Source organism: Pseudoalteromonas sp. H105 (genome assembly GCF_001469215.1).
Classification (GTDB): Bacteria; Pseudomonadota; Gammaproteobacteria; order Enterobacterales; family Alteromonadaceae; genus Pseudoalteromonas.
In genome coordinates, this window is record NZ_LOFH01000004.1 from 77,828 (window position 1) to 100,440 (window position 22,613).

General features: G+C 40.5%; 16 protein-coding genes. 8 read left to right on the forward strand and 8 right to left on the reverse strand.

Annotated features, from left to right (window positions below; genetic code table 11):
- Positions 1 to 6: 6 nt before the first annotated feature.
- Positions 7 to 561, forward strand: a complete 555-nt coding sequence (locus tag ATS75_RS08335) for a hypothetical protein (protein WP_058559998.1) — start codon at positions 7 to 9, stop codon at positions 559 to 561.
- Positions 558 to 3,431: a prolyl oligopeptidase family serine peptidase gene (locus tag ATS75_RS08340; RefSeq protein ID WP_058559999.1), complete on the forward strand. Its 2,874-nt coding sequence runs from the start codon at positions 558 to 560 to the stop codon at positions 3,429 to 3,431. Before ATS75_RS08335 ends, ATS75_RS08340 begins: the two co-directional genes overlap by 4 nt.
- Before the next feature lie 85 nt (positions 3,432 to 3,516).
- Here ATS75_RS08340 and ATS75_RS08345 read toward each other — a convergent pair whose 3' ends face one another.
- From ATS75_RS08345 to ATS75_RS08360, 4 genes are all read right to left on the reverse strand, one after another.
- The gene (locus ATS75_RS08345) at positions 3,517 to 5,691 is read right to left on the reverse strand and encodes a TonB-dependent receptor plug domain-containing protein (protein WP_058560000.1); all 2,175 of its coding nucleotides are present in this window, start codon (positions 5,689 to 5,691) and stop codon (positions 3,517 to 3,519) included.
- Between the two features lie 137 nt (positions 5,692 to 5,828).
- Positions 5,829 to 6,545 carry a DUF1499 domain-containing protein gene (locus ATS75_RS08350; RefSeq protein WP_058560001.1) on the reverse strand — a complete coding sequence of 239 codons (717 nt, stop codon included), beginning with the start codon at positions 6,543 to 6,545 and terminating at the stop codon, positions 5,829 to 5,831.
- An 82-nt stretch (positions 6,546 to 6,627) separates the two neighbouring features.
- Positions 6,628 to 6,822 carry a helix-turn-helix transcriptional regulator gene (locus ATS75_RS08355; RefSeq protein WP_058560002.1) on the reverse strand — a complete coding sequence of 65 codons (195 nt, stop codon included), beginning with the start codon at positions 6,820 to 6,822 and terminating at the stop codon, positions 6,628 to 6,630.
- Positions 6,819 to 7,247, reverse strand: a complete 429-nt coding sequence (locus ATS75_RS08360; protein WP_058560003.1) for a hypothetical protein — start codon at positions 7,245 to 7,247, stop codon at positions 6,819 to 6,821. Before ATS75_RS08360 ends, ATS75_RS08355 begins: the two co-directional genes overlap by 4 nt.
- A gap of 228 nt (positions 7,248 to 7,475) precedes the next feature.
- On the opposite strand from ATS75_RS08360, the gene ATS75_RS08365 reads away from it, so the two are divergent.
- The 3 genes from ATS75_RS08365 (at position 7,476) to ATS75_RS08375 (ending at position 12,301) form a co-directional block, all read left to right on the forward strand.
- Positions 7,476 to 10,724 (forward strand): winged helix-turn-helix domain-containing protein, encoded by a 3,249-nt coding sequence (locus ATS75_RS08365; RefSeq protein WP_058560004.1) that lies wholly within the window; start codon positions 7,476 to 7,478, stop codon positions 10,722 to 10,724.
- 22 nt (positions 10,725 to 10,746) lie between these two features.
- Complete coding sequence (locus tag ATS75_RS08370) at positions 10,747 to 11,124, forward strand: DP-EP family protein (protein ID WP_058560005.1); 378 nt, start codon at positions 10,747 to 10,749, stop codon at positions 11,122 to 11,124.
- Positions 11,125 to 11,305: 181 nt separating this feature from the next.
- Positions 11,306 to 12,301, forward strand: a complete 996-nt coding sequence (locus ATS75_RS08375) for a sensor domain-containing diguanylate cyclase (RefSeq protein WP_082665441.1) — start codon at positions 11,306 to 11,308, stop codon at positions 12,299 to 12,301.
- A 135-nt stretch (positions 12,302 to 12,436) separates the two neighbouring features.
- On the opposite strand, the gene ATS75_RS08380 is transcribed toward ATS75_RS08375, so the two are convergent.
- From ATS75_RS08380 to ATS75_RS08395, 4 genes are all read right to left on the reverse strand, one after another.
- Positions 12,437 to 13,348, reverse strand: coding sequence for a hypothetical protein (locus ATS75_RS08380; RefSeq protein ID WP_058560006.1), 912 nt, complete (start codon positions 13,346 to 13,348; stop codon positions 12,437 to 12,439).
- 184 nt (positions 13,349 to 13,532) lie between these two features.
- The gene (locus ATS75_RS08385) at positions 13,533 to 14,885 is read right to left on the reverse strand and encodes a magnesium transporter (protein WP_058560007.1); all 1,353 of its coding nucleotides are present in this window, start codon (positions 14,883 to 14,885) and stop codon (positions 13,533 to 13,535) included.
- Between the two features lie 89 nt (positions 14,886 to 14,974).
- Entirely contained in the window at positions 14,975 to 15,973 is a 999-nt protein-coding gene (locus tag ATS75_RS08390) for an AraC family transcriptional regulator (protein ID WP_058560008.1), read from the reverse strand.
- Complete coding sequence (locus ATS75_RS08395; RefSeq protein WP_058560009.1) at positions 15,957 to 16,865, reverse strand: GGDEF domain-containing protein; 909 nt, start codon at positions 16,863 to 16,865, stop codon at positions 15,957 to 15,959. The genes ATS75_RS08390 and ATS75_RS08395 overlap by 17 nt, the downstream gene beginning before the upstream one ends.
- 285 nt (positions 16,866 to 17,150) lie before the next feature.
- On the opposite strand from ATS75_RS08395, the gene ATS75_RS08400 reads away from it, so the two are divergent.
- The 3 genes from ATS75_RS08400 (at position 17,151) to ATS75_RS08410 (ending at position 22,460) form a co-directional block, all read left to right on the forward strand.
- The gene (locus ATS75_RS08400) at positions 17,151 to 19,457 is read left to right on the forward strand and encodes a TonB-dependent receptor plug domain-containing protein (protein WP_058560010.1); all 2,307 of its coding nucleotides are present in this window, start codon (positions 17,151 to 17,153) and stop codon (positions 19,455 to 19,457) included.
- 64 nt (positions 19,458 to 19,521) lie between these two features.
- Positions 19,522 to 20,496 (forward strand): metallophosphoesterase, encoded by a 975-nt coding sequence (locus ATS75_RS08405; protein WP_058560011.1) that lies wholly within the window; start codon positions 19,522 to 19,524, stop codon positions 20,494 to 20,496.
- A gap of 11 nt (positions 20,497 to 20,507) precedes the next feature.
- Complete coding sequence (locus ATS75_RS08410) at positions 20,508 to 22,460, forward strand: phytase (protein WP_058560012.1); 1,953 nt, start codon at positions 20,508 to 20,510, stop codon at positions 22,458 to 22,460.
- Positions 22,461 to 22,613: the final 153 nt, after the last annotated feature.

Genomic DNA, 22,613 nt, shown 5'->3' on the forward strand with positions numbered 1-22,613 from the left:
AAGTAAATGAAACGGATTTTACTATTTTGTGGGATGTTATTGCTAACTGCATGCGCATCTAAAATAGACAATATAAAAGCAGATAAAGACACACTCAGCAAAATCGATGAAGGCTACTTACTTATTGGTATTGAAACCAATAGAGACTTGAAAGCAATTTATGTCGACGGCCCTAAGTCATTCATACTAACCGCACAAGATATTCGCAGCGGTAGCAACTACATTTTAGCTAACCTCCCACTTGGGGAATATACAATTTCCCGCATCAATTTAAATAACTATTCCTACCTTGATCTTGATGATGAGAAAGAACAATGGCAATTTACCCTTGCCGCCAACAAAATCAATTATGTTGGCCACTTAAATATCACGACCCGTGGCTTTTGGTACACCGCTTCACAGATTGTATTAGAAAATAAAAGCTCACAAGCCATTGAATTTGTTGAAAGCAATTATCCCACAATATTAGCTGGGCGGTCGTTAAATTATGGCGGACCAGGCGAAGACTTGTTTTTCCCATTTATAGAAAAAACACTGACAAAGCAGGAGGTTAAGCAATGAAAAAACTACTCATTTTACTTTTCTTTATTTGCCCCCTCCATGCTGAAATATTTTCCAGTGAAAATTTAATGTACTCGCCCAATAAAAGCCAAGTCTCCTTATCGCCTGATGGGCGCTGGATCAGCTTTATTGAGTTACAAACAGATAAAACGACCAACCTGAACATTATCGATACACACACGTTGAAAGTGCATAGCATGTTACAACTAGAAGAAAAGTCTCGATTTTATAATTACGAATGGCTTGATAACAATCACGTATTGCTGAGAATTAATAACCATAAGAAAAAAGACTTCAACCTTATTGCTAACATCACTGAAGGCGAAGGTGACAGTAAGCCCCCCCTCATTCAAAAAAGAGTAGAAGCAAAAGGTTATTTAGTTAGCCGACTTATAAATGACACGAAACACATTCTATTTGCTAAAGAAACCAAGGGGGAAACATCACTCTATAAAGTACCCATTGAAAGCCTTTATAGTAATGACTTTGCCATATACTCCCCTGTAGAAGCTGGTTTAAAAGGCGCTGACACATACTTTTACGATGATCACAAACAACAACTGTTTACTGTAAAACTGGATTTAGAAACCGAAAGTTTAGCGTTTTTTTATAAAACACTAGGCACCGAAAAGTGGCTTCCTTTCTTTACGATTACTGATGCTGACTACCAATTTTTACCAATCGGGTTTATCAATCAACACTCCGTTGCGGTGATCACGAATAAAAACTCAGATAAAAGCCAAGTAAGCACATTTGATGTACGCACCCAAACTATAACGGGCACACTCTATGCCCACCCCAAATACGACATCCAATCAGCTGAACTCAATAGTAAAGGTAAACTGGTTTCAGCATCGTATATACAGCATGGCAAATACACCACCCACTACTTTGAAGATGAATATTCAAACTTACATAACAGTATTGCAAATGCACTGGAAGGTGAGCAGTTTTTTTGGATGAGTAGCTCGTTAGATGGCAACCTAAATCTGCTGTTCAATCATTCTGCAACTGAGCCTGGCAAGTATTATTTGTATAATGCCCAAAACAATAAACTCGAACTGCTGTTTTCAATCTCGAAGATGGAAAATGTTCAATACGCTAAAACGACATTTTTTAACTTCGAAGCCAATGACAGCACCTCGCTTGAAGGGTACTTAACAACACCGAATCAAGATGATAAAAAAGTATTGTTAGTCATGCCCCATGGTGGACCAATCGGTGTGCGAGAAAGTGATGAGTTTAACCCTGAGGTACAATACTTAGCATCCCGTGGTTTTTCAATTTTACAGGTTAACTTTCGTGGTTCAGCAGGCTTTGGTAAAGACTTTTTAGAAAGCGGTGTCGGTCAATTTGGCAACCTTATAGAACAAGATATCTCAGCGGCTGTTGCACATGTCCGTAGCCAAAATGACTATAAACATACCTGTTCTATAGGTTCAAGTTATGGTGGCTACTCTGCCGTTATGCTTGCTATTAAGCACCCTGATATTTATGAGTGCGTAATAGCCGGTTTTGGTATTTATGATCTACCCCTTCTTTACAATGCAAGTAATTACGCGCTCACAGAAGACTACCGTGAATTTGTTACCCGTACTGTGGGTGAATACAGCCAAGACCTGCAAAATATTTCTCCGGTATACCAAGCTAAGTCATTAAAAGCGCCCATCCTTATCATCGCGGGTAAACAAGATGACACTTCTGGCTTTGAACAAAGCAACCGCTTTTACTATGTCTTAAATAAATTAGGTCATGATGTTGAAAAAGCCTTTTTTAAATACTCAGGCCACGGCCATAACAACTGGTACTATGACCAAGTAGAAATCGCGCTAGTTTCTGATTTTTTACAGCGAAAACTCAAGCTAAAAGAAGTCGTAAAAAGCAACACTGAGTCAGAAAGAGAAGCCTTAAAGCACGATCACATTTTGCTTGCTGATACCTTTAACAGTAGTCGTGTAGATACGTCATTAAAAGATAAAAGCTTTAACTATTATAAACTTGCTGCCGATTTTGATCATGACCGCGCAACGTTTAACGTGGGGAGTTATTATCATCGCGGTCAAAATACAGCAATCGACATAAATAAAGCCATTGACTATTACACCCGCTCTGCAAATTTAGGCTATATCAATGCACAAGAACGTTTAGGGTTTATCTATAGCGTTAGCCAACTTGTTACGCCTGATTATGCAAAAGCTGCCAAACACTTTAAAGCGGTGTTTGATGAAGAACAAAGTGTTATCAATGCGTTTAAATTAGCCATGATTCACTGTATTGCTAACGATGAAACCAAAGACATTAATGAATGTTTTTCTTTATTAAACACTTACGGCGATAAAGTTGACACTAATACACGTGAAGATATACGTGAGCTACTCGCAATTATGATGCTTGAGGGTGAGTATTCTGATACTGAACTACGCACACTGCAAACAACCTTAAAAACGGTGTTTGGCCTCGATTTTGATACAACTGAAATTAGCATTGAAAGGTCTGGTTTATTCCAACTCGTTTTATCAGATAAATACAATGGCCGCTCTGAAGTTGAACAGCTATCAAAACTCGATAACTTTGTTTATAAACTGGATAGTAAGCAGCGCTTTGGTGTTGAGTTTACGCTTGATAGAAAGGGACTCGACTCAAGAAGAGATGGGTTAGTGGTATTCACTAAATGGTACTTCACCCCTGATGACCCAAACCAAAACGAGTACGTTTATTACCAAACACTATGGGGTAATCCATTTTCAGAATGGTCAACGGTGCGCACATTGGATGAAACATCCGTACCGGGAAAATGGCAGTTAACTATTATGGGATCAAACCAAGCCACATTGTATGAAAAAACGTTTACTGTATCTGCTGTCAATTAACTTTATTAATGCTTAGTACTCGCTAAAGTTGCATTGAAAGCTCATATATAAAAGGCACGATAACTGATTATCGTGCCTTTTATACTTAAAACGCGTAACTAATTCCAAGATTAACAGAACGTCCCTGCCCTGCTAACTGATTAAAACCTTTGCTCATGTCGCCTTTAAATTCTGCAATACTCACTCCGCCTAATGGCTGTTGATAGTACTCATCAAGTAAGTTAGTAATCGCAAATTTAGCCGTTAAGTTATCCCAAGTTGCCTTTGTTTCTATGTTAAGCAAATGGTAGCTATCGGTTTGGTTTTCTAGGCGCAGTGGATCGACGCGAGTTTTACTGTCGACCCATTGCCACGTGAGTGAGTTTTGCCATTTACCTATGGTTTGCGCTAGCGAGAATTTACTGTTTAATGGCATAATTTGATAAAGCGGCTCATTAGAGGCATCTCTCTCACCGCGTGTTGCGGTAATAGCGCCTGTTAAGTCCCATGTGCCTGCACGCTTGGTGTCGCTTATGCGTACTGCACCTTCAAGCTTCGCGCCATAGAGCGTGGCATCCATATTGGTAAATTGTAGTTTATTGCGTTCAGTGGATGCCATATTCATGCGCTGCGTAGTGCCTACAACGGTTACATCAATGTAATCATTTACTTGGGTATACCATGCATTTGCACTGACTTGCCACGTGTCGTCATGCGCTGATTTAGTATAACGCGCACTGATAGTATGTGCAGTCTCTGCGTCTAGATCTGGGTTGCCAATGTAACCGTTACCGTCACCAAACCAGCCTATCATGCTGGCGGCCATGGTACTTACACCCCAGCTATAACGCTCATATAAATTAGGCGCACGATTTTTACGCGCAAGGCCAAGTTGTAATTCGTCATTATCACTGTATTGATAGCGCAACAATAAGCTGGCATCAACAAGTGTGTCACTGCGCGCCCTGTCCATGGCATTAAAGGTTTTAGCGGCCTCTTGGTTTGGATCAGTCATGTTCATACCATGCATTCCCCCCATATCCGACATATCACTCATACCTGACATCGAATCCATGTCGTCATTCATACTCATTTTAGTGTATGGCTGAACCTCTCCTGCGTTTGTTTTTACATGCTCAATACGCGCACCTGCTGACACCCACCACCTTTTATTAAGTTGATGTTGCAGCTCTACAAATCCAGTGAAGCGGTCACGCTCGCCGTCATTAATATTGACGTATTCGTTTGGCCCCATCATCATAGAGCCTTCAACCGCAGGCCACCAATCATCAATACGGTAACCATAATATTCTTGGCCTAATAACAATGTGCTGTCGGCATTAAGGTCCAAGCGCCAATTAAGTTGGTAACTCATATCTTGCGCATCGGTATTCATTGGCATCATGCCTGTTTTTTCATCGGTGAAAAAACCCATCTCATGCTGCACATCATTAAAATTCACTTGTGCTTGAAAATCCCCACTATCGATGGTGCGTTTATATTGGGCGATAACGCCATAACTGGTGTTATCGGTCATATCCATATATTGATTAGGAAAACCCTGAAAGGGTATTTTTTGATGCGTTAGCTTCACAACAACCTGTTGTTTTTTATCACGTAGTGCGGCTGTGAGTGCGTGGTTTTGCACTCTATAAAGCGTATCTAGTACCAAATCGCCGTTACCATCTTCATAGCTTTTGGCATCTTCAAAAGAGCCTTGATAATTTAAACTAAAGGTATTACTGGCCAGCCGTGCACCAAGTCCAATCGCTTTTGCGTTGTTGCTACTGCGATACTGTGCCGAGGCATACCCTGAATGCCAGTTAATTTCTTCGCTTTCACTATATTGAGGAGCAATAGAATTAACATGAATAACACCTGCAATATTATCACCGCCCGCACTTACGGGTGATACACCCGCCACCACTTGGTATGACGTAATCTGGTTAGCTGAAATATAAGACAAAGGCGGGTTCATTTGATTACCACACGCAGCCGTTAAATCTGCACCATCCACTAACACTTTGACTCTATCGCCCATCATTCCATTTAAAATAGGTAAGTTAGACACACCACCCGCAGCTGAAAAATCGACACCTAAGTCATTTAAAAGCTGATCTGCAGTGCCTAAATTAGCGTGTGAATTTAAGTGTTGCCCCTGCACTTCAATGTGCTCAATTGAATCATCAGCAAAGGCTGAGGGAGTAAGTAAACTTGCGATACACAGTGCTAAAGGAGTGAGTGGGTAGTGAGAGTTAGAAAGTGATAATTTGCTGCTCATTTTATTCTTTAATTACAACAGGTTTAAGGTGCTCAAAGTATATAGCGTGTTTATTAATGTGAACACGCGACAAATTGTCGCACCCTTTTTGTAATTAAACCGCATGCTACCTAAGGGCAGCATGCAAATGAGTATATCTACTTAGCAGTAAGCTCTTTGTTCAATAGTGTAATAAATTGATTAATACGCTCGGCGTTTTTACCCAAATCGCTTTTGCCTACGCGTGACTTACTGCGAATATCTAACGCACTTGAGTCACCATGTGCAACGACTCTTATCACTACATCATCTTTAAAGCCAAACCACGTTGTTGTATCAGTAGCTTCAATAATACCTTGATCAACGTCAGCATTAACAAGTTCCCAGCCTAAACTTTTTACAGTATCGATAGAAACACGAATCACATGCTTGGTGTTTTCTTTATAATTAAGTGTGGCAAGCTCAGGGTAGGCTTTTAACTGTTGTGCTGCTGTTTCTGCACCTGCATATTCAACAGGGTTTGGCGCATCAGCGCGTAACGGTGCAATAGCAATAAATTCCGGCGGTGTTATTACATCAGTAGAAATATCATGTATTGGCGGCACACTTTTCGCTTTATTCATAATGCTTAGAGGCATAACAATTGCCACTGCCGCAAACACACAGCTTACACCAAACACAGCCCAATTTGTTTGCTTACGAAAAAAGCCTGCTTGAATCACAAGTAGCACAGCCCCTGCCATTGCAGCAAACACACCATAGCGGATCCCGGTAAATGCAGTCCCTAACTCAATTAACTGCCATTTATACAAAGGCCCAGGCAACACCACTAATAAAATGGCTAACAGACACACCACGCTACTTAACTTCTTCATCTAATTGCTCCGTACTATTCGATAAATATACACAATCACAACAATACCTTAATTATGCTGATTAGGATCAACTAAGTGTAGTTTATTCTTCATCTTGAAAGATGTCCTCAATTGTTAAATTAAATAAACGAGCGGCTTTGAATGCTAAAGGCAAGCTAGGATCAAACTTACCTTTCTCTATCGCATTAATTGTTTGGCGCGACACATCTAATAATTCGGCGAGTTTCGCTTGAGTGTAGTTATGCTCTGCTCGCAAGACTTTCAAGCGGTTTTTCATTCTTCATCTCCATCATTTAATTGCTTATTCATCACTAGTACACTGATCAAATAAGTCAGCCCCATAAACAATACTAAATGTGAAATATCTTCCTTAAATTGCAGCAACCCACTCGATTGCACCACAGAATAAGCCAAACCAAAAACTAAGCTTGCGCCTAACGTAATCGCCATTGCATTTAAGTGTAACCGCTGTTGCAGCTCGTCCATTCCTTTAATTTGGCGCTTATTTGCCATGATCATCATTATTCCTACAACCACATTAATAGCAATCGCTACCACGCTAAAAAGCGCATCTTCTTGCCATAAAATATGTGGGCCAAATGAAGCAATCGCGAGTGTAATTACCCACGCCGACGTCCATTTAGCAAGGTTAAGGTTATTTTTTTTATTGCGCTGTTCAAATGTAAGTGCTGACTTTTTCATTTTTTCCGCCTTAGAAGTAAAGTTAACTTGACTTAATAATAGACAGAACAAGCAAATAGTCAAGCAAACTTTACTTAAAGATTATAAAACATGACTTTTCACTATTTTTTTAGTTGTAATAACAGCCGCTCACTTGCTGTTAATCTCATAGTATTGTATTAACCAAAATACACAGTGCATGATAGAGTTATCAACGCTAATAGTGTTTCTAATAATAATGAGTGATACATGAGTTCCCCTATTTTTTTTGTTGGTGACTGGCAAGTTACCCCAGCTACAAATACCCTTCGTTTAGGTGAAAAGGTCAAGCAACTAGAGCCCAAAGCGATGGACGTTCTATTATTGCTATGTGAAAAACAAGGTGAGCTACTTACTAGCGATGAAATTATTAGCCACTGTTGGCAAAACGTAGACGTTGGCGATAACCCGCTGCATAAAATTATCACCCAATTACGAAAAGCCTTTGATGATAAAGCAAGCAGTCCTCAGTTTATTGAAACCATTCGTAAACGAGGTTATCGCGTTATTGCTCCTATTCGCTTTGTGCTTGATGACGAACAAAAAGCAAGTAACACCCCTTGGCAAGGCGACTCACCATTTGTTGGTTTAAGTGCTTTTTCGCCTGAGCAAGCCACTGTATTTTTTGGTCGCACCAAACAAATCGCCACATTACTACAGCGTACGTCTGCGCAAATAAGTTATGGCCGTTCGTTTTGTTTATTGCTTGGCTCAAGTGGCTCTGGCAAGTCTTCATTAGTCAACGCCGGTGTCTTGCCTGCATTGCTAAGCGAAGTGGGCTACGATGGTTTTCGAGTTGAATCTTATTGCCAGCTCGACTTTGCCGATATTAATAAAGGCCGACTTCTGCTCGATTTAGCTTCGACTTTACTAGATTTAGACGTTAACGATGCCCCTGTGCTCAATGATATTAGTGCAGATGCGTTGTGCGAATTATTAATAACGTCACCAGAGCAAGTTATTGAGCAATGTAAACACGCATTAAAACAAAAAACAAACCACTTAAAACCTTACTTATTTTTGTTTATTGACCGCCTTGAAGTATTGCTGTCATCGGCGTTATTTAGCGAGCAAGAGCGCAGCCAATTTCTCACTCTTATAGAGTTGTTTGCTAGCAGCGATTGCATGATTATATTTAGTGCCTGTCGAAATGACTTCTATCCACACATTGTCAGCCAATCAAGCTTAATGGCAGGCAAAGCAAATGGGGCTCATTTTGATTTACTCGCGCCCACACGCGCTGAGCTAAAACAGATGATACGCCTTCCTGCTTTAGCTGCTGGCCTTAAATGGCAGCTTGATCCTGAGCACCAAACACCGCTGGATGAAATACTCTGTAACGACACCATTAATAACCCAGACGCCCTGCCAATGTTGCAATACACCTTGCAGCAACTCTATTTACAACGCAGTGAAAATGATGAATTATTGGTTTCACACTATCAAGCCTTAGGCGGTATTGAAGGCGCAATAGGTCAAAAAGCCGAACAAGTATTTACGCAATTACCCAAACCACAACAAGCTGAGCTAGGGTTAATACTATCAAGGTTAATTACCTTAAATGCCGATGGTGAAACCCTCACCAGCCGTGCTGCACGTTGGGATGAGCTAAGTAACCCAGCGCAAACCCAATTAGTACAAGCGATGGTCGATAGCCGCTTATTTGTATCACACCTTAAAAATGAGCAAGCCTGCTTTAGCCTAGCCCACGAAGCATTACTGCGCCATTGGCAGCGCGCTATTGATTGGATAAGTGAACACCAAGAAAGCCTTGCCATAAAAAGCCGATTGCAACACGCTGCTGAGCGTTGGCTAAACGAGCAAAAACACCCTGACTTTTTATTAGCTCAAGGTAAACCACTGCAAGAAGCGCAAAGTATTGCTAATAGCCCACTGTTTAAAATATCAAACTCTGAAGCTGCTCTACTTAAAGCCTCAAACAAAAAAGCAAAACGTAATAAACGCTTACTACAATTAACCACTGCGGTGTTTTTTGTTATCAGTGTCATTGCCATTACGATGAGTGTGCGCAGCTACCATGCTGAGCAAGTAGCCCAGCAAAAACGACTAGAAGCAGAAAGTTTGCTCGGCTTTATGGTGGGTGAATTTGCTGACAAACTACGTAGCGTAAAACGCATGGACTTACTCGATGGTATAAGTAATAAAGCGCTGGAATATTTTACTAACCAACAGCATAACGACTCGTTATTTAATTTCACCGATAACCAAGCTGACTTTAACAACCGCTTTCAATATGCACAAACCCTTGAGGCCATGGGAGAAGTAGCCTATTCCCGCGGTAAAACAGACGAAGCCTTTACCGCCTTTGAAAACGCCCGCACTCGTCTTGAGGCCTTATTAAAAACCCAACCAAACAACATAGAGCTACTCACGCTTGCAGGGGCTAATGCCTTTTGGTTGGGTCAACTTAATTATGATAACAGTGACTACGCCGCCACTGAGCCATTATTTAAAAAATACCACGCTTATAGTGAAACCATGTACTCGTTAGCACCGAATGACTTTAACTCCATTATGGAGCTGTCGTATTCACATAATTCGCTGGGGTCATTGTATTTAAAGCAATTTAACTATAACGCAGCAAAACAAAGCTTTACAGAGTCGCTCGCCCTTAAAAACAAAGCCCTTAAACTAAAGCCAAACAATAAAAACTTATTGCGCGATAAAGCCGACACCATCAGCTGGCTTGCTAAAGCAGAAGAAAATTTAGGTGATTTTAACGCAGCATTTAATATGCTTGACCAAGCAATAGCTCAGCTAAATACCTTATTAGCTATAAAGCCTGAGGATGCTAGCTTACTAAACTTATTAACTAATACTTACATGCAACAAAGCTATCTTTTAAGTTACTTCCCTCAAAAAAATAGCGCCTATTTAAAAGCAGTGAAAGCAACGGATGCAATAGAGCAAGCAATAACTCAAGATCCAGAAAATAAAAACTTCATACGAAAATACTATCGGTCTCTTGCATATCAGTTGATGCTATTAGAAAACAACAAAACGAGTAACAGACTCGAAGAAATTATAGGTTATGTCAATCAGCAGGGGTTTTCAAACACAAGTATTATCAACATCCAACTTAGCCTAGTTCACTACTTTATTAATCGTAAATATTTTGAAGAAGCGAAAGAGCTTTTAGCCAAGCTTGAAAATAGCTCCGATTTTAAAGAGAAAATTAATGACATCAGCAAAGCTGAAAACTATTTAAACTTTGTAAAAATAAATATAATAAAAGCAAAACTTGCTAGCAATAAACTTGAGAAACTGGCAGCATGCAATAAAATTATAAACACGAGCAATGAAAGAAATCATAACAGTAAAAGTATAAATAAAATTTACCCTCTCATTCAGGCATACAGCTGTTTAAATAAAGCAAGTAAACTAGACACACTAAAAGACAAACTTATTGATTTAGGAATTAGTGATTTCACATTATAAACCACATTAAAAAGGAAGTAACATGAGCGAGAATAAAATCTATAACTTTACGGTAAGCATTAAATTAGATAGTAATAATGAAGCCGTATTTACTTATTATAAAAATGGTCAAAAAGTATCTGGCGGTGGAACAGTTAACGAAAGAAACAGCCTAGGTATTTACACGTTAGATGATGCAACAATTGAGCAAGGTTTTGCATTTACAGAGGCAAGGTTTACAAATGTTAAAGGTGACTGCGCTCAAGATTTTAGTTTCTCTTTGATTGAGAACGGCCAGTCAATACATATTGCTGATACAGATAAAAATACTGGTGTAGTGTGTATGATTTTCATTGTAGAGTGCAACGGAAAGAGCTATAAAAGCCGTGATCCTCAAGTGGAAAATGAAGAGGAGGTTTAATTAAGGCGCTAGTACTCACTAAGTTTATACAGTTCACAGCTTTTTTAAGAACCTGTGAACTATTTATAAAAACATTAAAATCAACAACTTAAAACCAGAAGGTTACCAGAAGGTATATTTGCTGTTTTTTTCATAAATTAGTAGACACCAAAAACGTATAGCAAAGCGTAAAGGAATTAACGTGTCTAACCAAACTAATAATAACAGCCAACTGTTGTCTACACATGCACAAAAAAATCAAGTTGGCAGTAGCCTTTGTTCTTCACTTTCTCATCTGCAATTTGGCGCCTTAATCGAATTATTTAATGGCACTGCCGAAGGCATTTTTGTGATCGACCAGCACGGTAGTTTTGAGTTTGTTAACCCGGTTGCAGCTCAATTATTGGGGGACTCACAACAAGGGTTGATTGGTAAAAGTATATTAGATTTTTTATATAATACTGATCGCGACAAATATATGTATACATTATTAAACTGGTTAGACATAAAAGACACGCGACTTAACTTTGGCCCTAACGAAGTAAAAATAAATAAAGCCGATGGCAGTATTATTGAAGCAGACTTATCACTGTCAAGCATGCCAAATAGTATAGCTAGTGCACAAAAATTATATGTGTGTGTACTGCACGATCTTAGCTCACATAAAGCAATGTATAACAAATTAAAAATACAAGCTTCCACCGATCATTTAACAGGCTTAGCGAATAGATTAACGCTCGATGAGTCATTAAAAAAATACTGGGCTGACAGCATTCAAAGTAAACAAGCGTTGAGCTGTATACTGGTTGATGTAGACCACTTTAAAAAGTTTAATGATACCTATGGCCATATTAAAGGCGATAAATGCCTACAGAAAATAGCTAAGGTTATATCAAACTGTGCACCTTCTCGAGATTGTTTAGCAGCGCGATACGGCGGCGAAGAGTTTGCCATTATATTACCGCGTTGCAACCGAGAAAGTGCTAACGTGGTTGCTAAAAGTATTCAGCAACAAATAAATGCAATGACATTTAATGATATTGGCCTACCACCTGGTGTAAAAATTAGTGTGAGCCAAGGTATTGCGTGCGAATTTAATAATCAATACCGCACCAGTGAAGCATTAATCTGCGCTGCAGACACCGCACTTTACAGAGCAAAAACAGACGGTAGAAATAAAGTCATTACCAGTGCTTAATACGGTTTTTGTCATATAATAAAACGCAAACACCCTAAATTTTAAATACGCTGAGAAAAACACCTCTTACACGATAAGAATAAAGTGTAATGAGGTGTTTTTTATTATTTAAAAAAAGTGCAGTGGGCTTTTTGGTTAGTTTAAGTCTTTTTTTAGTTTCATGTAGAGATTCAAATGCCCTTCTTTTAGTTGCGTTTGATCTACCTCACTCAACATAGCTGCCGCTTTATCACGGTTTTTGCTTTGCCAATATGCCTCTGCAGTTCTTAATGTATAAACCGCATGAGTGCCCGTGTTTTTAGGGTATTGCATGTATGCAAACGAGTCACCATAGTATTTTATTGCTGAATCATAATTCGCTAGTAATTGGTGGGTACGGGCAACATTACCGATTGCCAACGTTATTTTACTTTTATGATCGGTATTAATAATTGCCTCGAGTGCCAGTAAGCGAAACTTGAGTGCTTTTTCTAAATTCCCCCAGCTATGAAACACATTGGCTTTATTGGCATTAAGCTCAAAATGAAAAATAGGGTCTCTGCTTTTTGCAAACCGGCTCCCAATATTCAAAAGCAAGTTATACGAGCGTTCCTTATCACCAAAAACATAATGTAAATTTGCCAGTTCGAGTAATCTAAAGGGGTTTTCAAACGCACTATACATATTTTCGAGCTTCGCCATGGCCTTGTTAGCATAAATTATGGCTTGTTCTTTGTCTGTGCGTGAAATTGCTTTGGCGTAATAAAAATATAACTGTGTTTTGAATACCGTAGGAGTTGATTCTAAATCAACTAATGGCTCAACTTGAACGATAATTTCATCAAAGTTTAAGGTGTCATATAGGTAATCAATTTGAAGCGTTTTAAGCTTATACCATGATTTAGTATATTGCGGCTCATTTTCTAACGCGGTTTCAATGTGTTCTATACAATTATCGGTAGATAAGGATAAGCAGTATTGTTCGTGATCGCTAAAGTGCTCAGAAGCAAATGCTAATTTACATATTAAAAAATAAAATAATGGTAAAGAAAGGTATACTTTAGTCATCACATTCTGTGCTTATTTATTGTTGCATCTACAATAGCATAAATTAATTGTGTGTTAACAAAGCTTCCGTGTAAAAATAAGCACAATAGCAAAAAAACACGATTTCAATGTAAATGACTGCTTTATCCAGTCATTTACTATCATGTTAATTTTTACATGCCCTTCACTTTTCTGCTTTGATACATTAAAGCAACAATAAACTGCCTAAGCCCAAGAAGGTAACAAACCCCACAATATCAGTGACTGTGGTTAAAATAACAGAGCCCGATAACGCAGGATCTATTTTCATTTTATCGAGAATAGAGGGGATTATCACCCCGGACAGCGATGCAGCAATTAAGTTTAAAAGTATTGCGACTGTGATTGTTATACTCAGCATAACGTCATTAAACCAAAGGTTAGTCAGTACACCTATCACTATGGCCCATACACAACCATTAACTGCCCCTACTCGTAATTCTTTTTTCAGTAATGCTTTGCGGTTTGAATCGGTCACCTGCCCCAGCGCCAAACCTCGCACTATAACGGTAAGCGTTTGACTACCCGCAATGCCGCCCATTGAGGCAACCACCGGCATTAATACCGCAAGTGCTACAACCTGCTCAATAGTGGCACCAAACAAGCCAATAAACCACGAGGCTAAAAAGGCTGTGGCCAAGTTAATACCTAACCAAATGCCACGGTTTTTTGCTGACTTTGCAACACTTGAGAACAAGTCTTCATCCTCACGCAAACCACCCGCTTTAGCGGCCGCTTCATCGGTCACTTCTTGGCGTAACTCATACGCTGATGACACCGTTAAACGACCCAGTAATTTATTGTCAGTATTAACCACTGGCATCGCCATTTTTTCACTGTGGATCACCACTTCTGCCGCTTCATATAAGTCATCATTGGCATGGAGCAAGGTTACATCTAAATTTGCGAATTCGAGTAAACTATCTGAGTCTTGCGCTTTCAATAAAGCATTTACTGAGACTTCACCAATGAGCGTGCCTTTTCGACTCACTAAATAAATGACCTCTGTAAACTGTGGTAATCCTTTTTGCAGTATTTTACGTGCGCCACCGACGGTCAGCTTTTCAGATACTTTGAGCGAATCAAAATTCAGCCAGTGGCCTAATTGTTCAGGATTATATTGCTGGGCTAAGTCGTATTGTTTAGTTTGTACTTCATCAAGCTGTTTACGGGCATAGTCTACAAAGCGCTCTGAGATTATTTCTTCAAGCTCAAGTAGTTCTTCAACACTCACTTCATCTAATAGCTTAAGTCCCTCACTTTCATCAAGGGTGTTTAATAACCAACGGCAGCTGTCAGCACCTAAGTTAATAAATATCTCGTGCTGTGCGTCTTCATCTAGCAGTTGCCAAACTTCTAAACGCTGCTCTTTTGGTAAAGCTTCAAACAACAAGGACAAATGTTCGGTTGACAGCTTTTCTTTAGCATCCGCCAATAATTTATTTTTGCGTGCTGTGGTGTCGCACTGTAATAGCTCATCAATTAGTTGGGGAAGTTGGTCAACGGGGTACTCGATCATAAAACACTCTACAAAGTATGTCTTTATTTGGAGTCTAACGTAGCTTTACTTGAAATGATGTTAAATTTTTAACTTTTCCCCCCCATTGATTAGATTTTTAACTGATTCGGTGTAATGCCGGTCCAACGCTTAAAAGCGCGGCGAAAATTAGGAATATCATAAAATGCTAAGCGCGCAGCCACATGCTCATTGCCTTGCTGGCGTACACTGAGTAAATGCAGTGCTTTAAGTTTATTTTGCTCATCTTGTAATTGCGAAAAGCTGACACCGTGTTGTTTTAATTTACGTTTGAAGGTTGCGGGGCTCATAGCAAAATACTCAGCACTGTTAACAAGACAATTATTTTTATCACAATAGATGCGCTGACAAACAGCCTCAACAAAAGACAGATGTACCGCTTTAGGTAACTGACTTTGCGCTATGCACTGCTGCCATCGCACTGGGCTCGACTCTGGGTTTGGGCCCTTAAGTAGTTGTTTATCAAAGTGCCAACGTGTATAAGGTTGTTCAAACCGTACCCGTAAACCTAAATGCTGCTCATATTCTTGAATATGCCGCGGGCGTTTACAGGTAAAGTCAAAATAGCTCTGCGGATAGTGATTACTCACTTTTTTTAGTAGACTCATAAACGCAGCGCTGTATATTTCAAGGCAATAATTCTTTAACGATTCGTCCATACCGATACTTGGTTGCAAGTACAGGTAAAAGTCATCTTGAAAAATATGCCTGCGAGAGAAAAATAAAGGGGCAAGCATCACGCGTATTTTTTGTAATTGATTTAATGATGCGCCAAAGGTCGGGCTTAAACGCACACTTTGCATTGCTGGGCTAACGTCATTAACCAATTGATGACCCAATAAAAAACCACTGTCGTTACTCTTCATTAAAGTTTTAAACTGGCTAATTAATGCCAATAGCTGCGACAAACTAAAACGCTGTGATAAATTATATAAATCTTGCTCAAAAATACCCGTACCACGCAGCAACTTATGCAACGGGATCCCTCGCCCTTGAGCAAGTTCCACCAGCGCTGTGATAATCCCCTCGGCGTTGAGGTATTTATCGTCTAGGCTAATATACTGCTGCACCTACAAGCGCCTTTTGTTGTTGTAATTGTTGATGTAATTGGCTGGTTTGCTGCACTGGATCTTGCGCTAAATCCATTGCCATGGTGGCGGTTAAAATATGCTGAAACTGTGCGCCTTTGCTTTTTGCAACTTTAAACGCACAGTGATTAAGCGCCGCCTTCATTTGCGCTAATAACTCTTTTGCTTGGTTTTGGCTGGTATTCGGCATAAGCACAATAAAACAATCACCGGCATAGCGACATAGCACATCGTTTAATCGGCAATTCATTACTAATAAATCACTGACTTCTCGCAGTAACCTATCGCCTTCACTGAAACCAAACTGCGCATTAAATTTTGCAAAGTCACGAATATCAATAATGCCTAAGGTGGCGGCTTGTTGTTCACTTTGGCGTTGCTGTATTAGCGAGTGTAAGTAATTAATTCGGTATAACCCTGTTACAGGGCAGACTTTTTCATGCTCTCTTAAGTGCGCTTCACGGCGACGCAATTGGCGATTTAAAACAAACTGTTCTTGATGCCAATAATAAAGCCCAACGCTGGTAAGCGACATACCAAATGGCGCTGGCAGTGATTCAAACCACGTAAGCCATAATTGTGAGGGTTGTTTTAACCACTCATCGAGTAAATCGAGCATGGCTGAGAACATAAACAACCCTAAACCGAGCACCAATAAGGTGGTGACTTTACCTGGTGGACGCGAAATAAGTAATGCGATAATCCAACTGAGAGTCATCAACACAATACCGCCCTCACCGACAATATCGAGCCACGCAATGTCTTGCCATTGCTTAAGTTCGCCAAAATACGCGCATATTGCTACAGCAACAACCAATAATAAAATGATGATGTTGGTTAATTTTGCATGGCTGGTAAATAGGTTATATCGCATTACGGTGGCTTCTTTAGTCTATGTTGGTCTGCATGCTAGCGCAGTCATACTGTATTCGTCAGGGTCATATTGGCTCATTGATATGACATTGAGATTAAAACTTTTAGGTATTTAACCTAGTAATAACCATTTTTAGTGCTCTGGAGCCATGTTTAAACGGCTCAAATCTCTGTTTAAAAAGCACTAAGTTGGCGTTTTGTCAGGTATTAACTGTAAAACTGTCACATTAGCGTCATTAACTTTTTTTAGTTTGCTCACCAAACCAAGGACAACCGGAGCAAATCAATGAAACAATTTAAGTTAAATGCTGTTGTAGCGGCATTAGCACTGAGCCAATTTAGTGTTAGCGTGAATGCAGAGGAACAAACACCACCATCAGAGCTTGAAGTCAAAGTCTCTGAAGAGCTAGTGGTATATGGTGAGATTGGTTATCGCAATCGCTCACAAGAACTAGCACCGACGCTTGAATATTCACAAGAATACTTTCAACGCTTTGAACCACTCACCGCGGGTGATGCCCTAAAGCGTGTTCCTAGTGTTACTTTTTTATCTGACGTACTTGAGTCTGACGGCGCACGTATGCGTGGCTTGAGCCCTGCTTACACAAAAGTACTCATTAATGGCGAAGAAGTTCCGGGTGCCGGTGCCGATCGCTCATTTTTTGTAGACCGTATTCCAGCAGAGTTGATCGAACGTGTAGAAATAATTCGTTCATCAAGTGCCAACCGCTCTGCCGATGCAATTGCGGGAACCCTTAACATTGTACTTCGCGATGGTTACAGCTTAGACGGCGGTTACATTCGCGCTGGTGGTTTACGTTATGATGACGGCGAACTAAAAGAAAGCTTTGCGGGCGTTTACGGTACTGCGTTTGCAGGTGGCCGTTTACTATTAGGCGCTAATTTACAAGGTCGTTATAACCCAAAACAAAAATCAAGCAGACGTTATGGCGATAGCCCTGAAAATAACCCTAATTACGCAACAGACGATTTTGATAACCGTGAAGATCAATCTGATATCCGTGATGGCGATGACACCTCTTTAAATGCCAGCTTTGAAAAGGTATTTGATAACGGTGGCAAGTTTGATATTAGTGCTATGTGGGTTGATACCGACCGTACCGAAGACGAACGCTCTTTTGAATACGACGACCCCACTGCAACCTCAGGCTCTGTCGTTGAAGGCGGCAATTTAATCTCAGATAACGCAAACGTCTCGTTTATTGATCAAACCAACTACAACATTAATTCTGGCTATGAATTACCCCTACTGGGCGGCACCAGCAAATTTAAAGTAGGCTATGCCAGCTTTGAAGAATCAGTGTATGAGCAAGAAGTTGAACTTGATACCTCAGAACTGCCAATGGTGTTTGAAGAGGCAGAAGAAACCGTTGATATTGACGATAAAGAATGGTCTTTACAATGGCAGCACAGCTTACTGCTAGGTGATTCGAAAGAAGTTCAGTTTGGTGCTTTTGTTCAAGGTAAAGAGCGTGACACAGCAATTTTTGTAGCCGAAGATGAAAGTGAGCAAACACTGTCTGGATGGGATCAATTTAGCCAGACGCCCATGTTATTAGCGCAATTTAATAATGAATTTGAAGCCGTAGACGGCGGTGTTAATACGCTTGAAGAAGACCGTTTTGATTTATTTGCGCTAATCAAGCACGAAGCGGATGTGTTCTCGTGGGAGATGGGTGTGCGTTGGGAGTCAACTGACTCAAGTATTACCGATACTAATGAAGGCGTAACTGCCGAAAATGATTATGACTTTTTCTTACCGTCAGCTCACTTTCGTTATAGCGTCAGTGATAACGGTCGAGTAAGTGCCTCTGTTGCACGTAGCTTACGTCGCCCTGACTTTGACTACATGACACCCGCCCTACTTGAAGAAGAGCTCGCTGATAATGACTTTTTAGGTAACCCAAACCTTAAACCAGAATCTTCTTGGGGCATCGATTTAGGTTACGAATACCGTTTAGGTAAAAGTGGCGTTGTCGGTGTGAACGTATTTTACCGTGACGTTAGCGACCTTATTGAAATTGCCAGTACCGGTGTTGAAGGCTCTGAAGGTGAAGGTACATTTGTACTGCAACCACAAAATACCGGCAATGGTACAGTTCAAGGCATTGAGTTTGATTTATCAACGCCACTAAGCGCCTTGAGCATGCCTAACACAGGTATCTTCTTAAATTACTCTTGGCTCGACAGTGAAGTTGAAGACAGCTTTGGTAAGCGTAAATTTAACGACCAATCAGATTATGTTTATAACATTGGCTTTATCCACGATTTACCAACCCTTCGTGCATCATTTGGGGCAACGTATCGTAATCAAGGTGATGCTTACGGACGCTTTGTCGGTGAAGAAGTGACAACCTCTTACGGTGCTGATTTAGAGCTTTTCGTGGAAAAGCGCTGGGATGACGTCACCCTTCGCCTAGTTGGTTCAAACTTACTTGATGCCAGTAAAGATGAAGTCTTCAACAAGTTTGACTCGCTTAATGATCAAAACAATCGTGACTTTGATGAATACGAGCTTGAATCTGAAGAAGCAGGCCCAGTGATTCAACTAATGTTGCGTTACGCATTTTAATAGCAGGCATCATCATATTAGGCACGTAATGACTTGTTATTACGTGCTTTTTTGGAGTTAGAACATGTTTAAATTGTCTTTCATAATGGCCGCGATACTGTGCTCATCAGCGCTCAGTGCAGACGAGCCCATTATTTATAAAGATGCGCTTTATCAGCAACAAAAAATAGCCAAGTTAACTACGCTGCCCGACAGCCTTAACTTTATGGTAATTGGTGATTGGGGACACAACGGCCACTTTTATCAAAAAGAAGTGGCTCATCAGTTAGAAATCGCCATGTACCAAACCGATGCCGATTTTATTGTCTCGACCGGTGATAACTTTTACCCAAATGGTGTGGCAAGCGTGAACGATCCATTGTGGCAATCAGCCTATGAAGATATTTACCATGGCCCGCACACATTTGAAGATTGGTATGTTGTGTTAGGTAATCACGATTACTTGGGTAATGCCCAAGCACAAATTGACTACACAGAAAAAAGCCAGCGCTGGCAGTTACCTGCAAGGTACTACAGTAAAACATTTGCGTTTGAAAACAATGAGCTAGTGTTAATGGTTTTTTTAGATACCAACCCGATTCAACCTGAATACAAAGACCGTGATAAATACCGTTCAACGCAAGGACAAGGCTATAAAACCCAGCTTACTTGGCTTGAAACCCAACTTGCTGGCAGTAAAGCAAAATGGAAAATTGTGGTAGGCCATCACCCACTTTATTCAAGTGGTAAACGCTTTGGCCGCAACCAAGGGCTTCGCGACATTTTAGAACCTATTCTGGAGCGTCATAACGTGCATGCTTATATCGCAGGACACGAGCACGACTTGCAATACAATCAACCAAAAAATAGCAAGGTGGCTCACTTTGTCTCTGGTGGTGGCAGTGAAGCACGGTTTGTAAAACAACGTGAATTTACCCGCTACGCAGAAGCAACACCTGGTTTTTTAAGTGTCTCTATCAATGGCGAAACTCTCAGTGTAAGCGCGATTAATCACCTTGGTGAAGTACGTTTTAGCACTGAAAAGCACATAGATAAGTAAAGGATAAAAGAATGAACTTTAAACTAAATACAATTTCAGCGGTACTATCAAGTGCTGTGCTAGTAACTGCGCTTGGCGGTTGTACAAGTAATGACGATACGCAAAACACGACAGAAATAGCAAAGCCGGCTGTTGAGGCTAAGTTATTTGGCCCACAACAAAACATGCAAGGCTCACAAGCAGCAGCGCTAGGTAATAATCAATGGCTAATGGCGAGCGAAAGCCAAGGCTTATTACTTGCCGATAACGAGAAAAGCAGTGTGCTGTTAGCCGGTAACTTTGAGTCAATTTCACTAAAACAATTATCAGCGCAGCAATTTTTACTCGCCAGTCTTGATAAAAGCCAAGATAACGTAGCCATTTTTAAGCTTATAAAAAGTGGCCAAACTTGGCAGCTAAATGAACTCACTCGTATTAGTCCGCCTCAAGCTCAGCCTGATGCAGTGTGTTTATTTAAAAACAACAATACCGAGACTGTATCAGCGTTTGTGCCAGACGTTAGAGGCCTGATCAGCGAAACGATTATTTATGATTTAGCCACTAACCAAGCTAAAAATATCGCAGTACGTGAGTTCTCTGCGGTCACTGAGGCTTCAGGCTGTGCGGTGAATGATGACTCTAAAACTCTGTATGTGGGTGAAGCAGAGCTCGGGGTATGGGCTATCAATGCTGATGCAGAATCAGATGCCAATAAGCAACCTGTGGCTTTAGTACAGCCATACGGCGAATTAAAAACTGAAATCGGGGCTTTATCGGTATCACAAGACGGGACTTTATGGCTTAGCGCCACTGATGATAGTACGGTCTATGCCTACAACGAAAATACTGACAAGCTAAGTCAGTGGTCACTGTCAGGCGATCACACCATTGAGTCTGTTGCAGCGCGCTTTATCAATGACAATCAAGTACAGCTGGTATTAATTGATGATGAAACCGGCGCCTATATTCAAGCAAACGTTAACTACACAGCGCAAAAAACGGCTTCACAAAACCAAACGACTATGACGCACGTTCATGCCAATGCACAAACCACACCGGTTGCAGCGTTTGGTGATGCAGCGGATGATCCGGCAATTTGGATAAATGAACAAGACGCTAAAAACAGCTTAATTTTAGGCACAGATAAACGCCGCGGCTTGATGGTTTATGACCTTAACGGCAACAAAGTACAGTCGCTTAATGTAGGGCGAGTGAATAACGTTGATGTACGTCAACATCAAAGTATAAACAACGAGACCCATACTTGGATCACTGCCAGCAACCGCACGCTTAATAGCATTAGCGTATTTACTGTCGATGGTGATAACAAAGTTAACCATGTAACAGAAGTCGCGACTAACTTACCTGAGATTTACGGTATGTGTATGTATTCGTCTGAGTCTGGCCAATACGTATTTGTTAATGATAAATCAGGTTTATTCCAGCAATATAAACTCATCGGTGAGCAAAATAACCTAAGCGGTGAACTGGTTAGAGAGTTTACTTTGCCAAGCCAACCTGAAGGCTGCAGTGCTGATGATAAACTAGGCCAATTATTTGCAGGCGAAGAAGATGCCGGTATTTGGTATATCGGCGCGGAGCCTAACGCTGGCGACAAAGCAGTAAAGCTACAAAGTGTTAATGAGCAGCTGGTGGCAGATGTTGAAGGCATGGAAATTTATCATGGCGATGATGAGCGCTATTTAGTGGTATCAAGCCAAGGCGATAATAGCTATGTGCTTTATGAAATATCAGATGATACACAACCTAGCCTAAGCTTTGCAGGTAAATTTAAAGTCATTGCTAACTTAGATAAAGGCATTGATGGCGCAGGCGAAACAGACGGTTTAACTGTTACATCAGCCGTTTTACCAGGCTACCCTGAAGGTATGCTTATAGTGCAAGACGGCTACAACCGTATGCCGCTACAACCACAAAACTTTAAGATTATCGATTGGCGCGAAGTGAAAAAAGCCATCAAATAATCAAGCTCTAATAACGTTTATTGATAAAAATGCCGCGATTCAGCGGCATTTTTTTCGCACAGCCATGATTACTCTGCTTTAAGTTAACCTTTACCCCTTTTTACTCCAAACTGTTGTCATTGGCGTATTGCCATTTAACTTAATGGCGTGCTG

Excerpts from the sequence above, each read along its gene's own strand:
- ATS75_RS08355 (WP_058560002.1), bottom strand. The coding sequence starts at position 6,822 with ATGAAAAACCGCTTGAAAGTCTTGCGAGCAGAGCATAACTACACTCAA.
- ATS75_RS08400 (WP_058560010.1), top strand. The coding sequence starts at position 17,151 with ATGAAACAATTTAAGTTAAATGCTGTTGTAGCGGCATTAGCACTGAGC.
- ATS75_RS08340 (WP_058559999.1), top strand. The coding sequence starts at position 558 with ATGAAAAAACTACTCATTTTACTTTTCTTTATTTGCCCCCTCCATGCT.
- ATS75_RS08395 (WP_058560009.1), bottom strand. The coding sequence starts at position 16,865 with ATGCGATATAACCTATTTACCAGCCATGCAAAATTAACCAACATCATC.
- ATS75_RS08360 (WP_058560003.1), bottom strand. The coding sequence starts at position 7,247 with ATGAAAAAGTCAGCACTTACATTTGAACAGCGCAATAAAAAAAATAAC.
- ATS75_RS08345 (WP_058560000.1), bottom strand. The coding sequence starts at position 5,691 with ATGAGCAGCAAATTATCACTTTCTAACTCTCACTACCCACTCACTCCT.
- ATS75_RS08410 (WP_058560012.1), top strand. The coding sequence starts at position 20,508 with ATGAACTTTAAACTAAATACAATTTCAGCGGTACTATCAAGTGCTGTG.
- ATS75_RS08405 (WP_058560011.1), top strand. The coding sequence starts at position 19,522 with ATGTTTAAATTGTCTTTCATAATGGCCGCGATACTGTGCTCATCAGCG.
- ATS75_RS08385 (WP_058560007.1), bottom strand. The coding sequence starts at position 14,885 with ATGATCGAGTACCCCGTTGACCAACTTCCCCAACTAATTGATGAGCTA.
- ATS75_RS08370 (WP_058560005.1), top strand. The coding sequence starts at position 10,747 with ATGAGCGAGAATAAAATCTATAACTTTACGGTAAGCATTAAATTAGAT.
- ATS75_RS08365 (WP_058560004.1), top strand. The coding sequence starts at position 7,476 with ATGAGTTCCCCTATTTTTTTTGTTGGTGACTGGCAAGTTACCCCAGCT.
- ATS75_RS08380 (WP_058560006.1), bottom strand. The coding sequence starts at position 13,348 with ATGACTAAAGTATACCTTTCTTTACCATTATTTTATTTTTTAATATGT.
- ATS75_RS08350 (WP_058560001.1), bottom strand. The coding sequence starts at position 6,545 with ATGAAGAAGTTAAGTAGCGTGGTGTGTCTGTTAGCCATTTTATTAGTG.
- ATS75_RS08335 (WP_058559998.1), top strand. The coding sequence starts at position 7 with ATGAAACGGATTTTACTATTTTGTGGGATGTTATTGCTAACTGCATGC.